Annotated in this window: 12 protein-coding genes and 1 riboswitch; of the genes, 4 read left to right on the forward strand and 8 right to left on the reverse strand. The window is 76.2% G+C overall.

The genetic code is table 11. The annotated features are described in order from the left end of the window. Nucleotides 1-14: 14 nt before the first annotated feature. The 4 genes from GA0070611_RS18875 to GA0070611_RS18890 all read left to right on the forward strand — a co-directional run bounded on the left by GA0070611_RS18875 (nt 15) and on the right by GA0070611_RS18890 (nt 5,223). Nucleotides 15-824 (forward strand): ABC transporter ATP-binding protein, encoded by an 810-nt coding sequence (locus tag GA0070611_RS18875; protein WP_091666141.1) that lies wholly within the window; start codon nt 15-17, stop codon nt 822-824. Between the two features lie 2 nt (nt 825-826). Next, nucleotides 827-1,777: an LLM class F420-dependent oxidoreductase gene (locus GA0070611_RS18880; RefSeq protein WP_091666143.1), complete on the forward strand. Its 951-nt coding sequence runs from the start codon at nt 827-829 to the stop codon at nt 1,775-1,777. After that, nucleotides 1,774-2,082: a cupin domain-containing protein gene (locus GA0070611_RS18885; protein WP_091666146.1), complete on the forward strand. Its 309-nt coding sequence runs from the start codon at nt 1,774-1,776 to the stop codon at nt 2,080-2,082. Before GA0070611_RS18880 ends, GA0070611_RS18885 begins: the two co-directional genes overlap by 4 nt. A 75-nt stretch (nt 2,083-2,157) precedes the next feature. Next, on the forward strand, nt 2,158-5,223 hold the full coding sequence (locus tag GA0070611_RS18890) for a hypothetical protein (RefSeq protein ID WP_157740349.1): 3,066 nt from the start codon (nt 2,158-2,160) through the stop codon (nt 5,221-5,223). 50 nt (nt 5,224-5,273) lie between these two features. Here GA0070611_RS18890 and thiC read toward each other — a convergent pair whose 3' ends face one another. From thiC to GA0070611_RS18935, 8 genes are all read right to left on the reverse strand, one after another. Then, the gene (gene thiC, locus GA0070611_RS18895) at nt 5,274-6,857 is read right to left on the reverse strand and encodes a phosphomethylpyrimidine synthase ThiC (protein WP_091666150.1); all 1,584 of its coding nucleotides are present in this window, start codon (nt 6,855-6,857) and stop codon (nt 5,274-5,276) included. A 17-nt stretch (nt 6,858-6,874) separates the two neighbouring features. After that, a complete protein-coding gene (gene thiD / locus GA0070611_RS18900) occupies nt 6,875-7,663 on the reverse strand; it encodes a bifunctional hydroxymethylpyrimidine kinase/phosphomethylpyrimidine kinase (RefSeq protein ID WP_091666152.1) in 789 nt (262 codons plus the stop codon). Next, nucleotides 7,660-8,310, reverse strand: a complete 651-nt coding sequence (locus GA0070611_RS18905; protein ID WP_091666154.1) for a thiamine phosphate synthase — start codon at nt 8,308-8,310, stop codon at nt 7,660-7,662. The genes thiD and GA0070611_RS18905 overlap by 4 nt, the downstream gene beginning before the upstream one ends. Next, nucleotides 8,307-9,083, reverse strand: coding sequence for a thiazole synthase (locus GA0070611_RS18910; protein ID WP_091666157.1), 777 nt, complete (start codon nt 9,081-9,083; stop codon nt 8,307-8,309). Before GA0070611_RS18910 ends, GA0070611_RS18905 begins: the two co-directional genes overlap by 4 nt. After that, nucleotides 9,080-9,280 (reverse strand): sulfur carrier protein ThiS, encoded by a 201-nt coding sequence (gene thiS / locus GA0070611_RS18915; protein ID WP_091666159.1) that lies wholly within the window; start codon nt 9,278-9,280, stop codon nt 9,080-9,082. The genes GA0070611_RS18910 and thiS overlap by 4 nt, the downstream gene beginning before the upstream one ends. Then, nucleotides 9,271-10,392 (reverse strand): glycine oxidase ThiO, encoded by a 1,122-nt coding sequence (gene thiO / locus GA0070611_RS18920; protein WP_231921160.1) that lies wholly within the window; start codon nt 10,390-10,392, stop codon nt 9,271-9,273. Before thiO ends, thiS begins: the two co-directional genes overlap by 10 nt. Then, entirely contained in the window at nt 10,386-11,012 is a 627-nt protein-coding gene (locus GA0070611_RS18925) for a thiamine phosphate synthase (protein WP_091666164.1), read from the reverse strand. The genes thiO and GA0070611_RS18925 overlap by 7 nt, the downstream gene beginning before the upstream one ends. Continuing rightward, a riboswitch (TPP riboswitch) is annotated at nt 11,007-11,118 on the reverse strand. Its footprint overlaps the gene before it by 6 nt. A gap of 759 nt (nt 11,119-11,877) precedes the next feature. Continuing rightward, nucleotides 11,878-12,840, reverse strand: coding sequence for an aldo/keto reductase (locus GA0070611_RS18935; protein WP_197675741.1), 963 nt, complete (start codon nt 12,838-12,840; stop codon nt 11,878-11,880). Between the last annotated feature and the right edge of the window lie 296 nt (nt 12,841-13,136).

Below are 13,136 nucleotides of genomic sequence, written 5' to 3' on the forward strand. Positions count from 1 at the left end.
GAGCCGGCGGCGAGATGATCCGACTGTCCGGGGTGTCCCGCATCTTCGACGGCCGATCCGGCCGGGTGGAGGCGCTGCGCGGCATCGACCTCGACGTCGCCGAGGGCGAGTTCGTCGCCGTCCTGGGCCGGTCCGGCTGCGGCAAGTCGACGCTGCTCCGCATGATCGCCGGCCTGCTCCCGGCCAGCGGCGGCGAGATCACCGTCGCGGGCACGCCGATCACCGCGCCCCGCCGCGACATCGCCATGCTGTTCCAGCGGCCCGCCCTGCTGCCCTGGCGCTCGGTGCTGGACAACGTCCTGCTCCCGGTCGAGATCTTCGGCTGGAGCCGGCGCAAGCACCGTGACCGGGCCCGCCGGCTGTTGGAGATGGCCGGTCTCGGCGGGTTCGAGAAGCGGCTGCCGCACGAGCTCTCCGGCGGCATGCAGCAGCGGGTCGCGCTCTGCCGGTCGCTGATCGGCGACCCCCGGGTGATGCTGATGGACGAGCCCTTCTCCGCGCTCGACGCGCTCACCCGGGAGGAGCTCTCCGGGGAACTCCAGCGGGTGCACATGGAGACCCGGGCGACCATCGTCTTCGTCACCCACTCGATCGACGAGGCGGTGCTCCTCGCCGACCGGGTCGTCGTGCTCAGCCCGCGTCCCGGGCGGATCCGCGAGGTGGTCGAGGTGAAGGTGCCCCGGCCGCGCACCCTGGGCCGGCACGAGCACCTGGCCGAGGTGGCCCGGATCAGCGCCGAGCTGCACGAACTGCTGATGGAGCGGGACGCCCCCGTGCCGGCCGGCACGGACGCGCCGGCCGGGGCCGGCACGGGAGGACGGTGACCATGCGGGTTTCCGTCTTCACGGAGCCGCACCGCGGGGCCAGCTACGACGACCAGCTCCGGTTCGCCCGGCGGGTCGAGGAGACCGGCTACGAGGGCTTCTTCCGCGCCGACCACTACCGCGCCATGGGCGACGAGCCGGGACTCCCCGGCCCCACCGACGCCTGGCTGACGCTCGCCGCGCTGGCCCGGGAGACCTCCCGGATCCGGCTCGGCACCCTGGTCACCTCGGCCACCTTCCGGCTGCCCGGCCCGCTGGCCGTGATGGTCGCCCAGGTCGACCAGATGAGCGGCGGCCGGGTCGAGCTGGGCATCGGGGCCGGCTGGTACGAGCGCGAGCACACCGCGTACGGCATCCCGTTCCCCGCCGTCGGCGAACGCTTCGACCGGCTGGCCGAGCAGCTGGAGATCGTCACCGGGCTGTGGCGCACCCCGCCCGGCGAGACGTACACCTTCAAGGGCGAGTACCACCAGCTCGTCGACGCCCCGGCGCTGCCCAAGCCGGTGCAGCGCCCCGGCCCGCCGGTGATCGTCGGCGGGCGCGGCCCGAGACGCACCCCCGAGCTGGCCGCCCGGTACGCCGACGAGTTCAACATGCCGTTCAAGAGCGTCACCGAGACCGCCGCCGCCTACCGGCGGGTACGTGAGGTGAGCGAGCGGATCGGCCGGGCCGACTCGGGCCGGGCCCCGCTGGTGCTCTCCGCCGGCGTGGTGGTCGCCATCGGTCGCACCGACGCGGAGGCGCAGCGGCGGGCCGCCCCGCTGCACGTCAAGAGCGCCCTGCCACCGGAGGACCCGGTGGTCGGCTCCCCCGCGCAGCTCGTCGACCGGCTCGGCGAGTTCGCCGCGATCGGCGCCGGCCGGGTGCACCTGCGCCTGATCGACTTCGACGACCTCGACCACCTGGAGCTCATCGCCGCCGAAGTGCTCCCCCAACTGGACGGAGCCCGATGAGCGACGCCACCACCGACCTCGAACTCGGGCCGGTCGGCCAGGAGATCGTCCACGAGAACGACCGGGTGCGGGTCTGGCACATCCGGCTGGAGCCGGGCGAGCGGCAGCCGCTGCACCGGCACGACCACCCGTACCTGGTGGTGGCGATCCAGGGCGCGAAGAACGTGGTGCAGACGATCGACGGCACCACCATCGACGCCGACGAGCCGACCGGTGGGGTGGTCTACCGGGATCCGGGCGCGGTGCACATGCTGACCAACGTCGGCGACACCACGTACCTGGCCCGCCTGGTCGAGCTGAAGTAGCCACGCCGGCACACCTCGCCGCGCCGCGCGGTGGCAAGGTGGCGATCGGGCGCACCGGGCCGTAACGTGCCCGACATGGCCTTTCGGACGTGGGGCAGGGTGCTGCTCACGGCGCTCGGGGTGAGCGTGCTGGCCGGGGCCGGCCAGCTCGGCATCGCGTACGGCTTCGGCGTCGTACGCCTCGGCGGCGCGTTCGCCGACGGCACGGTGAACCGGTGGCCCGCCCAGCTCGCCTGGGTCGGTTGGTGCGCGGCGATCGCCGCCGTGGCCGGTGCCGTGGTCACCGAACGCCTCGCCCGCCGGGACGGGTTCGGTGCCGCCGCCGGCGAGCAGCTCGCCGTCGCCGGCGTCGCCGCCCTGGGCGCGACCGTGGTCGCGCCGCTCTGCATGCAGCCGGCCCGGGCCGCCGAGCTGGGCGGCACGGTCGACCCGGTCTGGGCGGTCGGCATCTGCGCGATCCTCGGCGCGCTGGTCGGGGCGGGCGCCTCGATCGCCGTCCTGCTGAAGTCGCCGTTCGGCTGGAACATCGCGCTGACCGCCGCGGCCGGCTGGCTGCTCGCCCTGGTCTCCGTCACGCCGACGGTCGCCTCCTCCGGGCCGCTGCTCACCGTACGCCTCGGCGTCTTCGAGCCGTCCTGGGTGGACGCCGGTACGGCCCAACGCCTGGCCATGATCGTGCTGCCCGCGCTGGCCCTGCTGGCCGGCGCGGCGACCGGGGTGCTGGCCCGCCGCCGGGGTCACCCGCCGCTGGTCGGCGGCGCGTCCGGGGTGGCCGGGCCGGTGCTGCTGGCCTTCGCGTACCTGACCGCCGGGCCCGGCGCCGCGAGCGACCGCTACCAGCTCGCCCCCTACTACGGCGCGCTGATCGCGGTCGCCGCCGGGGCGCTCGGCTCGGCCCTCGCCACGGTGCTGCCCCGGCCCGCCGCCGGAGCCGGGTCCGACGCGATCGAGCCCACCGACATCCTCCAGCCGCTGCCTCCGGTGCCGGCCACCCCCGGTGCGCCGGCCACCGACGACGCCGCCGACCCGGCCGGGGTTCCGGTCACCGGTACCCCGGCCGCCCGGCCGGTGGCCGTCACCGACGCTGCGGCCGGCCGGTTCGACGATCCGGCCGGCCGGCGCACCCCGGCGCACTGGGACTGGCCGGAGCCCGCCGGTCTCACCCCGGCCGGTGCGGGCCGCCCCGACGCCCTCGCCGGGGCCACACCGGACGAGCCGACGGGGCAGGTCACGGCCGAGCCCACCGGGCAGGTCACGGCCGAGCCCACCGGGCAGGTCAGGACCGAGCCGAGCAGTCAGCTCATGGCCGAGCCGACCGGGCGGGTCACGGTCGAGCCGAGCGGGTACCTCCCGGACGAGGCGACGCGGGCCGGGTCGGCTGCGCCGGAGCCGGCCGGCACCGGCGGTGTCGAGCCGGACGGGTCGGCCGCCGGGCGCGACCTGTCACCGGAGCTGCCGCGGCCGGGACTCCTGCCGTCGGGCCGGCGGACCTCGGCGATCGACGTGCTGGCCGCCGGCCGCTCTTCCGCGCACCGCTCGGTCGAGACGGCGGACCAGTCCCCCGCCGCGCCGGATGCGGACCGCCCCGCCGACCTGCCCCCGCCGCCGGACCTGGCCGCCCCGGCCACCAGGGAGCCGGCCGACCCGGAGCACGCCCGCCCGAAGCAAGCCCGTCCGGAGCAGGTCAGTGTCACGCAGGCCGGCCTGGAGCAGGGCGGCTCGGAGCCGGTCACCGCCGCGCCGGCCGCTCCGGAGCCGACCCGCCCGGACACGGTCGACGCCGTTCCGGAGCCGACCCGTCCGGCCACGGTCGACGCCGCTCCGGAGCCGACCCGCCCGGCCACGGTCGACGCCGCTCCGGAGCCCACCCACCCGGCCACGGTCGACGCCGCTCCGGAGCCCACCCACCCGGCCACGGTCGACGCCGCTCCACCCGCCTCCGAGCCCGCCCACCCGGAGCGGGTCACTGCCGCACCGGCCGTCCCGGAGTCGGCTACCCGGCGACCGACCAGCGGCCGGAAGCCGGCCACCACACGCCGGGCCACCGCACAGCCGGCCACCGCGCGGGCTGCCGGGCCGGAACCGGCCGGGGCCCTCACGACACCGCCCGCCGAGGCGGATTCGCCGGCCGACCGGAGCGATCGGACGGCGGGCGTACCGCCGGTCGGGCAGCCGCCGGCCACCGGCGAGCGGAACGAACCGCGACTCCCGGCGGCCGGGGAGCCGGCGACCGTGCCGGACCCGGCGGAGACCGGAACGCGTCCGGGCGGCCGGCCCAGGCGGACCCGCAAGGGCCGGGCCGGCACCGAGCCGGTACGCGCCAGCGCGTCCCCGGCACCGGTCTCGGACGTGCCGGCCGGGCCGGCCGTCCCGGCCTCCGACGACCGCCCCGAGGACGTGCCCGTCGCGGGTGGTCCCGCCGTCGGCGCCGAGCCGGGACCGGACGCGGACGGCCGGCCCGGGCGCACCTTCTTCTTCGACCCGGAGCCGCCCCGCGCCGACCCACCGGCGTCGCCCCGGCCGCGGTTCCCGATCTTCGAGGACGTGGTGGACCAGCCGGGCACGGTCCGGCCCGCCTGGCCGATCGCGCCCGCGACGAACTGGCCGGTCACCCCGCGTACGGCCGGTGCCGCCGGGAGCGGCGGCACCGACGGTGACGGCGGCGCGGCGGACGACGCCCCGGCCGGGGCGTACCCGGGCACCCCGACGCCCCGCCCCCGGCACCGGGCGCTGCCCGACCTGGGTCGGGGCCTCGACTGGGACGCCTTCGCCCCCACCCGGCCGGCCACCCCCGCCACGGCCGAGGCCGCCGGGCCCGGGTCCACCGGGGACGCCACGAAGACCGAGGACGCCGGGTCGGCCGCCGCCGCGACGCCGGACCGGTCCGCGCCGGCGGAGCCGGTCGCACCCACCGGCGCCGCGCCTTCCGAGGAGCAGGAGACCGGCGGGCGGGCCAAGTCCCGACGTGGCCTGTTCCGGCGCAACCGGGCCAGGACCGTCGAGGTGGTGGAACCCGACCGCGACCCGGAGATCCTGGCCGCACAGGACGAGGAGTACGTCGACTGGGTCGCCGGCCTCGCCTCGGACGACAACGCCGAGGACGCCCGTACGCTGCGCACCGGCCGGCACCACCGGGACTGAGCCCGGTTCCGGGCCGGCCGGCACCACCGGCCCGGAACCGGGGAGCCGGCTCAGGCCAGCGGCAGGTAGACCCGGCCCCCGGCCGAGACGAACTCCTCGGACTTGTCCTTCATCCCCCGGGCCGCGTACTCCTTCAGCTCCTGGGTGATCTTCATGGAGCAGAACTTCGGCCCGCACATGGAGCAGAAGTGTGCCGTCTTCGCCGGTTCCGCCGGCAGCGTCGCGTCGTGGTACGACCTGGCCGTCTCCGGATCGAGCGAGAGGTTGAACTGGTCCTCCCACCTGAACTCGAACCGCGCCTTCGACAGCGCGTCGTCCCAGGCCTGCGCCCCGGGGTGGCCCTTGGCCAGGTCCGCCGCGTGCGCCGCGATCTTGTACGCGATCACGCCCGCCTTCACGTCGTCCCGGTCGGGCAGGCCCAGGTGCTCCTTCGGGGTGACGTAGCAGAGCATGGCGGTGCCGAACATGCCGATCATCGCCGCCCCGATCGCCGAGGTGATGTGGTCGTACGCGGGCGCGATGTCGGTGGTGAGCGGGCCGAGCGTGTAGAACGGCGCCTCGTGGCACCACTCCTGCTGGAGGTCCACGTTCTCCTTGATCTTGTGCATCGGCACGTGCCCGGGGCCCTCGATCATCACCTGGACGTCGTACTCCCAGGCCACCTTCGTCAGCTCGCCGAGGGTCCGCAGCTCGGCGAACTGCGCCTCGTCGTTGGCGTCCGCGATTGAGCCGGGGCGCAGCCCGTCACCCAGCGAGAACGTCACGTCGTACTTCGCCAGCAGCGAGCACAGCTCGCGGAAGTTGGTGTAGAGGAAGTTCTCCTCGTGGTGCGCCAGGCACCAGGCCGCCATGATCGAGCCGCCCCGGGAGACGATGCCGGTCACCCGGTCCACCGCCAGCGGCACGTACGGCAGCAGCACCCCGGCGTGCACCGTCATGTAGTCGACGCCCTGCTCGGCCTGCTCGATCACGGTCTCGGCGAACACCTCCCAGCTCAACTTCACCGGGTCACCGCCGACCTTCTCCAGCGCCTGGTAGATCGGCACGGTGCCGATCGGCACCGGCGAGTTGCGCACGATCGCCTCGCGCGTCTCGTGGATCCGCTTGCCGGTGGAGAGGTCCATCACGGTGTCCGCGCCCCAGCGGGTGGCCCAGGTCAGCTTCTCCACCTCCTCGGCGACCGAGGAGGTGACCGCCGAGGTGCCGATGTTGGCGTTGACCTTCACCAGGAACGCCTTGCCGATGATCGCCGGCTCGCACTCCGGGTGGTTGACGTTGAGCGGCAGCACCGCTCGACCGGCCGCGATCTCGTCCCGGACGAACTCCGGGGCCGTCCCCTCCCGGATCGCCACGAACTCCATCTCCGGCGTGACCACCCCGGCCCGGGCGTACGCGAGCTGCGTCGGGCGGGTACCGGCCAGCGGGGTGCCCGCGCCGCGTACCGGGGCCACGTCCCCGCGCTCGGCGATCCACGGCCCGCGCAGTGGCGGCAGGCCGACCTCCGGGTCGGAGCCGGGCCCGGAGGTGTCGTAGAGCCGGACCGGCGGGTTGTCCCCGGCCAGCTCCACCTCGGCGAACGGCACCCGGAGGTCCGGTCGTGACCCCTGGACGTAGACCTTGCGTCGTGCCTGCATGACAGCCTCCCTGATGGTCAACAGGACCAGCCGAAGTGGTCCAGCGGGCCGCGTCCCGCGCCCAGCTCCCAGTCCCGCGCGCCGGTCAGCGCGCGGGTGACGTACTCCTTGGCGGCGGCGACCGCCATCGGCACCGGGTCGCCGGCGGCCAGCCGGACCGCGACGGCCGCCGAGAACGAGCAGCCGGTGCCGTGGTTGTGCCGGGTGGACACCCGGGGGGCCCGCAGCAGCGTGGTCGACCCGCCGCCCACCAGCACGTCCACCGACTCGCCGGCCGCGTCCACGTCGCCGCCGGTCACCACCACGTGCGCCGGGCCGCCGGCCGCCAGCGCCTCCGCCGCCGCGACCATCTCCTCGACCGTGGTCACCGGGCGTCCGGTGAGGGCCGCCGCCTCCGCGCAGTTCGGTGTCGCCACCTCGGCGTACGGGAGCAGCCGCTCGACCGCCGCCACCACGCCGAGGCGGTGTCCACTGGTGGCGACCAGCACCGGGTCGACGACCAGGTGGGGCAGCCGCCCGTCCCGGGCCGCCCCGGCCACCGCCTCGGCGACCGCCGGGGTGCCGAGCATGCCGGTCTTCACGGCGCGTACCGCGAAGTCGCCGAGCACGCTGTCGAGCTGGTCGCGGACGGTCTGCGGGGGCAGCGGCAGGACGGCGTCCACGCCCCGGGTGTTCTGCGCGGTGACGGCGGTGACCACGCTGGTGCCGTACGCGCCGAGGGCGGCGAAGACCTTGAGGTCGGCCTGGATGCCGGCGCCCGCCCCGGAGTCGGAACCGGCGATGCTCAGCACTGTTCTCGGTGTCACTGTCGTCCTCGGTCGGTTGCGCTTCGGGGCTGCGGTGGGGTCGCCTCGGTGAGGGCACTGCCCAGCGTGGCGGCGGCTTCGGTGGGGTCGGCGGCGCGCATGATCGCGCCGAGGACGGCGACGCCGGCCGCGCCGGCCTCGACGCAGGCGCGGACCTGGTCGGGGGTCTCGATGCCGCCGAGGGCGAGCGCCGGCACCGGACACGCCGCGATCAACCGCCGCAGGCCGGCGGGGCGCAGCGGTGGGCCGTAGCCGGGTTTGGTCCGGGTGGGGAAGACCGGCGACAGGGTGACGTGGTGCTCGGTGCTGAGCCGGGCGAGTTCCCCCTCGTCGTGGCAGGAGCGGCCGACCAGGGGCAGGGCCGGCGGCGGGTACGGACCGGCGGCGGGCAGGTGCACGGCGTCCCCATCCAGCGGGTCGGGGCCGGCGACGACCAGGGTGCCGCCGACCTCGGCGAGCACCGCGCGCAACTCGACGGCGAGCGCGAGGCGCCCGGCGCGGGGCAGGTCCCTCTCCCGCAGCACCACCCACCGCACTCCCCCGGCGACGGCCCCCGCGACGACATCCACCAGCGACCGCCGCGCCACCCGCCGATCGGTCAGCAGCACCACGCCGGCGGGTGCCGCGCCGCGAGCGGGCGACGTCACCGGAACGGCCGGCCGTCGTCGGGGGTGGAGGCGAGCGCGTGGAAGCGCCGGGCGATCCGGCCCGCCCCGTACGCCAGCCGCCCGGCCTCGACCGCGTACCGCATCGCGGTGGCCATCGCCACCGGGTCGGCGGCCCGGGTGACCGCGCTGGCCAGCAGCACCGCGTCGCAGCCGAGTTCCATGGCCAGCGCCGCGTCGGACGCGGTGCCGATGCCGGCGTCCAGGATCACCGGCACGTCCACCGCCTGCCGGATCAGCCGGATGTGGTGCGGGTTGTTCACCCCCAGGCCGGAGCCGATCGGCGCGCCGGCCGGCATCACCGCCGCGCAGCCCACGTCGGCCAGTCGCCGGGCCAGCACCGGATCGTCCGAGGTGTACGGCAGCACGGTGAAGCCCTCCGCGACCAGCTCCTCGGCCGCCCGCAGCAGCTCCACCCCGTCGGGCAGCAGGGTGCGTTCGTCGCCGATCACCTCCAGCTTCACCCAGTCGGTGTCGAACGCCTCCCGGGCCAGGTGGGCCGTCTTCACCGCCTCCGACGCGGTGTGGCAGCCGGCCGTGTTCGGCAGCAGCCGTACGCCGCACCGGTCCAGCAGGTCGAGCAGGCCACCGGCGGTGCCGGCGGTGTCGACTCGGCGCAGCGCGAGGGTGACCAGCTCGGTGCCGGAGGCCCGGACGGCCTGCTCCAGCACGTGCAGGTTGGCCGCGCCGCCGGTGCCGAGGACGAGCCGGGAGCCGAAGGTGACCCCTCCGAGTTCGAAGGTCACCCCGCTCACCCGCCCTGGGCGGCGCTGAGCACCTCGACCCGGTCACCGGGGCGCAGCACGGTCGCCGGCCAGCCGCCGCGCGGCACCACCTCGCCGTTGACCGCGACCGCGAGCCCGCGCCGCTGGTCGGTGACGGTGGCGACCAGCTCGGCGACGGTCGTCCCGCCGGGCAGCTCCCGCCCCGCGCCGTTGACGGTCAGTCGCACGTCTCCTCCTCGATGGTCGGCCCGAACCGGTCCGGGGCGAAGGGGGCGAGCAGCGGATCCGGCTCGCCGGTGACGATCAGCTCGGTGACCAGGTCGGCGGTGACCGGGGTGAGCACGATGCCGTGCCGGTGGTGCCCGGTGGCGACCAGCACGCCGGGCCGGCCGGGCAGCGCCCCGATCACCGGCGCGTTGTCCGGCGTGCCGGGGCGCAGCCCCGCGGTCGCCTCCACCAGGTCGTACTCGGCCAGTTCGGGGAGCAGGTCGACGGCGGCGCGGAGCAGCCGGAGCACCCCGCCGGCGGTCACCTCGGTGTCGGCGCGCTCCTCGACGGTCGCCCCGACCACCACCTCGCCACTGTCCCGGGGCACCAGGTAGACCGACTCGCCGTCGGCGTACCCCCGGATCACGTGCCGGAAGCCCGGCGGGCCGCCACCGGGAGCGCGGAGCCGGAGCACCTGGCCCTTCACCGGCCGCACCGGGAGGCCGGTCAGCGCCGCCGCGCCGCAGCCGGCCGCCACCACGGTGACCCGGGCGTCCACCTCGGAGACCGACCCGACCGCCGCCGGACGCCACCGGACGCCGGCCCGCTCGGCGGCGGTCCGCAGCGCGGCGACCAGCCGGCGCGGGTCGACCTGGTGGTCGCCGGGGGCGACCGCGCCGCCGCGCACCCGGGGGGCCAGCGCCGGCTCGCGGTCGCGCAGCGCCGAGGGGCGCAGCGGCGTGATCGGCAGCCCCAACCCCTGCTGGTACGACCAGAGCCGGCGCGCCTCGGCCAGGTCGTCGGCGGTCAACCCGACCACCAGCGTGCCCTCGGTGCGGTACCCGATCCCGGCGCCCACGGTCCCGGTCAGCTCGGCGGCGAAGCCCGGCCAGCGGGTCGCGGACTCCGTGAGCAGCCCGGTCAGCTCGTGCTCGCCGAAGTACGCCTCGGCGACGGGCGACAGCATCCCGGCCGCGACGTGCGAGGCCCCCGACCCGGGGGCGGGATCGTGCACGACGACCCGCAGTCCGCGCTGCGCGCACCGCCAGGCGACGGCCAACCCCACCGGGCCGGCCCCCACCACCGCCACGTCCGGCCGGGCGTCGTTCCGTCCGGGGTCCCCGCTCAGCACGCCAGCGCCCGGAGCAGCGCGGCAGTGGTGGCGGCCGGGTCGGCGGCCCCGGAGAGCGCCCCCACCACCGCCACCCCGTACGCCCCGGCGGCGCGCAGCGCCGGCACCGACGCCGCGGTCACCCCACCGATCGCGATCACCGGCACCGGCACGGCCGCCGCGACCGCGCGTACCCCCGCCGGGCCGATCGGGTCGGGCAGACCGCTCTTGGTGTCGGTGGCATGACACGGGCCCACGCCCAGGTAGCTGGCTCCGGCGGCGACCGCCGCGACGGCGGTGCCCGGCTCGCGGGCGGTCGCGCCGAGCACGGCGGTGGGGCCGAGCACCCGGCGGGCGGCCGGCACCGGCAGGTCGTCCGCGCCGACGTGGCCGCCCGCGGCCGCCACCGCCAGCGCCACGTGCAACCGGTCGTTGACCAGGCACGTCGCCCCGTACGGCCGGCACCGGGCGACCACCTCGCGGGCCAGCTCGTACGCCTCCCGGTCGGTGGCGTCGTCGGTCACCCGGACCTGGACGACCAACTCGGCGCGGGCCAACGGCAGGGCGGCCCGGAGCACGGCGAGCGGGTCCCGCCCCGGCCGGGTGTCGGTGATCAGATGCAGTCGTCCCAGGGACGGCACGGCAACTCTCCTCCCTGCGCCGGCATTACCCGGATCAGGTTCGACGGTCGGGGGCTGACAGCCCCCCTCTCAGCCCGGTCCGCACCGGGCTCCCGTGGGTCACTTGCGGGCCTACCGTACGACCCGACGCGCGCGGACGGAAGAGCGGGTGACGTTTTTCCCACCCACCGTCCGGAGTGGAGGACGGGGACAGCGGGTGACCACATCCTCACGCCATGCTGTCCGGATGCCCTCGCCCGCCCGGGTTCCGCGCCGCCTCGCGTACCTCCCGTTCCGGGGCAGCGCCGCCGTCGGTGGACGCAGCGCCGCGTACCTCTGGGGTGCCGACCTGCTGACCCGGGACACTCCGGTCACCGTGCTGCTGCCCCGGGCCGCCCGGATGCGTGCGCACCCGCGGGTACACGTCGTCCGCTCGGTGTTGCCGGAGACCGACCGCGTCCGGCGTGCCGGGCTGCCCGTCACCTCGGCGCTGCGTACCGCCTTCGACCTGGGGCGACAGGCTCCCCGGACCGATGCGCCGGTGGCCGTCGACGCGCTGCCGCACCGCCGGGTGGTCCGGCTGCCCGCCCTGCGGGCCTTCGCGGCCGCCCACGCCGGCTGGCCCGGCGCGGCCCTGCTGCGGGAGGTGCTGGCGCTGGCCGAGCCGCTCAGCGAGTCCCCGATGGAGACCCGGCTCCGGTTGCTGCTGATCGAGGCCACTGACGGGTGGCGACGCTCCGCGACCGGGGCACGGCACGGCGCGGGGCGACGGGGGCGACGCGAGCGACACCAGCGACGCGGGCGAAGCGGGGCGACGCGGGTGGAAAGGGCGCTGCCCCGGTGCCGTCGGGAGGCGGCGCCGGGGCAGGCAGCGGCGAGGAGCGGGTCAGAGGATGGCGTCGAGGGCGTCCAGGTCCTCGTCGGTGGGCTGCCAGGTGCCGGCGTCGGCGTTGGCGCGTACCTGCTCGGGGGTGGTGGCACCGGCGATCACCGAGGTGACCGCGGGTCGGGCGGCCAGCCCGCCGATCGCCACCTGGAGCATGCTGACCCCACGCTCGGTCGCGTACGCCTCGATGGCCTCGATGGTGTCCCAGTCGGCTGCGGCGAACCGCTCGGCGTAGCGCCCGCCGCCGGAGAGCCGGCTGCCGGCCGGCGGTGCCTCGTTGCGCCGGTACTTGCCGGTGAGCAGGCCGTTCGCGAGCGGGAAGAACGGCAGCATGCCCAGGCCGAACCGCTCGCAGGCGGGGATCACCTCGTCCTCGACCCCCCGCTCCAGCAGCGAGTAGTGGTTCTGCGCGGAGATGAACCGGGCCCGCCCCTGCGACGACGCGGTCCAGTCGGCGTCGGCGATCTGCCAGCCGGCGAAGTTGGAGTTGCCCAGGTAGCGCACCTTGCCGGCGCGTACCAGATCGTCCAGCGCGGCGAGCGTCTCGTCGATCGGGGTGCCCGGGTCGGGCTCGTGCATCTGGTACAGGTCGATGTGGTCGGTACCGAGCCGGCGCAGCGACGCCTCGACCGCCCGGGCGATGTAGCGGCGGGCGCCCCGGGCACCGTGGTCCGGGCCGTTGAGGCCGTGCATGTCCATGCCGAACTTGGTGGCGACCACCACGTCGTCGCGGCGTCCCTTGAGCGCCTGACCGAGCAGTTCCTCCGAGCCGCCCTGCGGCTCCCCGTAGATGTCGGCGGTGTCGAAGAAGTTGATCCCGGCGTCGAGCGCGGCGTCGACCACCGCCCGGGTGCCGTCGAGGTCGAGCTTGCGGCCGAAGTTGTTGCAGCCGATGCCGACCACGGACACCACGAGCCCGGAGTCGCCCAACCGGCGGTAGGTCATCTCAGTCACGAGATCCACCCTATGCCGCCCGTGACCGGGCCACCGCCAGAGCCGGTGCCGGGACACCGGAGCGGATGCCGGGCCCACCGCCGGAACCACCGCCGCAGCGGACAGCCGGCCACCACCAGCGCCACCGCCGCTGCCGGTGCCGGGCCACCGGCAGCGGACGCAGACGGCAGACGGCAGACGGCAGACGGCAGACACCGTGCCGGACACCGGCCGCGAGCCGGTACCCGGTGAGTCATTCCCGACATCAAGTTGGTAGCTCCAGCACCGCCACGTCACCCACCGCCGTGACGTCCCCGCGTCAACGG

It is taken from the genome of Micromonospora auratinigra (genome assembly GCF_900089595.1).
Taxonomy (GTDB): Bacteria; Actinomycetota; Actinomycetes; order Mycobacteriales; family Micromonosporaceae; genus Micromonospora; species Micromonospora auratinigra.

What these genes read in the sequence shown, in the direction of transcription:
- GA0070611_RS18890 (WP_157740349.1), top strand. Translation starts at nt 2,158, where the DNA reads ATGGCCTTTCGGACGTGGGGCAGGGTGCTGCTCACGGCGCTCGGGGTG.
- thiC (WP_091666150.1), bottom strand. Translation starts at nt 6,857, where the DNA reads ATGCAGGCACGACGCAAGGTCTACGTCCAGGGGTCACGACCGGACCTC.
- GA0070611_RS18875 (WP_091666141.1), top strand. Translation starts at nt 15, where the DNA reads ATGATCCGACTGTCCGGGGTGTCCCGCATCTTCGACGGCCGATCCGGC.
- GA0070611_RS18885 (WP_091666146.1), top strand. Translation starts at nt 1,774, where the DNA reads ATGAGCGACGCCACCACCGACCTCGAACTCGGGCCGGTCGGCCAGGAG.
- GA0070611_RS18880 (WP_091666143.1), top strand. Translation starts at nt 827, where the DNA reads ATGCGGGTTTCCGTCTTCACGGAGCCGCACCGCGGGGCCAGCTACGAC.